This is a genomic window from Rossellomorea sp. NRS-1567, from assembly GCF_050467885.1.
In the GTDB taxonomy this organism is placed as follows: Bacteria; Bacillota; Bacilli; order Bacillales; family Bacillaceae_B; genus Rossellomorea; species Rossellomorea aquimaris_C.
Genome location: NZ_JBITPL010000003.1, coordinates 1 through 1448, shown reverse-complemented (window position 1 = coordinate 1448; position 1448 = coordinate 1). Strand labels below are relative to the sequence as shown.

Genomic DNA, 1448 nt, shown 5'->3' with positions numbered 1-1448 from the left:
TGAACTGCACCCCTATTGTTGGACAACAAAACCAACAATAGGAGGGTGCATACACATATGGCCAAGTTTCCCCGAGAATATAAACTTCAAGTTGCTAAACGTTATCTAAATGAACTAGTTAGTTATCGAGATCTTGCGAATCAAGTAGGCGTAGATCAATCTGTTCTGCGTTACTGGGTGATGTTAGTTCGTCATCATGGTGACCAAGCATTTGTCTTTCCCTATACAAACTATCCTTCTGCCTTTAAACTGAGGGTAATTCAATTTATTACGGAAAAGAATTATTCTATTCGAGAGGCATCAGCCATTTTTCATATCCCCGATCCCTGTATGGTTCGTAGGTGGGTGAAAAAGTGGGAAAGAGCTGGAGAAGATGCCTTCGGTTCACTAGAAATGAGGCCTTCTACAATGACATCTAATCATAAGAATAAGAAAATCAAAGATAACTCTTCTAACCAAACGATGGAAGATATGAAAAAAGAACTTGAATACCTTCGTATGGAGAATGCGTATTTAAAAAAGCTAAACGCCTTAGTTCAGGAAGAACCATCACCAACGAAATCAAAGCGAAAGTAGTATTCGAACTAAGGAACGAATTCCAGGTGAATCGGATGATAAAAGTAGCTAAGCTGTCTAAAAGCACTTACTACCACATCATCAAAAAATTAGACCAACCAGATCCTGATCGTAAATGGAAAAGAAGAATTAATTTCATCTATCATAAACACTTAGGGCGCCTTGGGTACCGTCGCATTACGGACGTTCTTCAAGCAAAAGGACACGATGTGAACAAAAAGAAAGTCCTTCGGATCATGAGAGAATTGGGCCTTAAATGCATTGTACGAATGAAAAAATATAAATCCTACAAAGGGAAAGTTGGTAAAGTAGCTCCCAACATCCTAAATCGCCATTTTAGAGCAGATAAACCCAATCAAAAATGGGTGACGGACATTACGGAGTTTAAACTGTTCGGTCAAAAACTCTATCTCTCCCCCATTCTAGACCTATTTAACGGAGAGATCATTACCTATACGCTCCAATCCAGGCCGACATTTGACTTGGTGGAGACGATGTTAGAACAAGGATTAAAACATGTAAATGAAGGCGATGAGCTCTTAATCCATTCAGATCAAGGATGGCATTATCAAATGGCCCAGTACCGAAGGACACTGAGAAAACATAACATTACCCAAAGTATGTCTCGTAAAGGAAACTGTTATGACAACTCCGTCATGGAGAACTTTTTTGGGATAATGAAGTCTGAATTCCTTTACTTACAAGAATTTGATAGTATTGAGCACTTTAAAAACGAATTAAAAAAATACATGTATTACTACAATCATCTGAGAATCAAATCAAGGTTAAAACGAAAAAGTCCGGTAGCTTATCGAGTAAGTGCTGAATTAGCTGCTTAGAATTTAAGTGTCCAACATTATGGGGCCAGTGCA

At 38.4% G+C, this 1448-nt stretch carries 1 protein-coding gene; it reads left to right on the top strand.

The genetic code is table 11. The features are described from left to right. Positions 1-57: 57 nt before the first annotated feature. Positions 58-1415 (top strand): IS3 family transposase gene (locus ACIFOD_RS03125; protein WP_430313426.1). Its coding sequence is split into 2 segments (ribosomal slippage): positions 58-529 and positions 529-1415, totalling 1359 coding nucleotides; the frame shifts between segments, so codons are not numbered across the junction. The last annotated feature ends 33 nt before the right edge of the window (positions 1416-1448 follow it).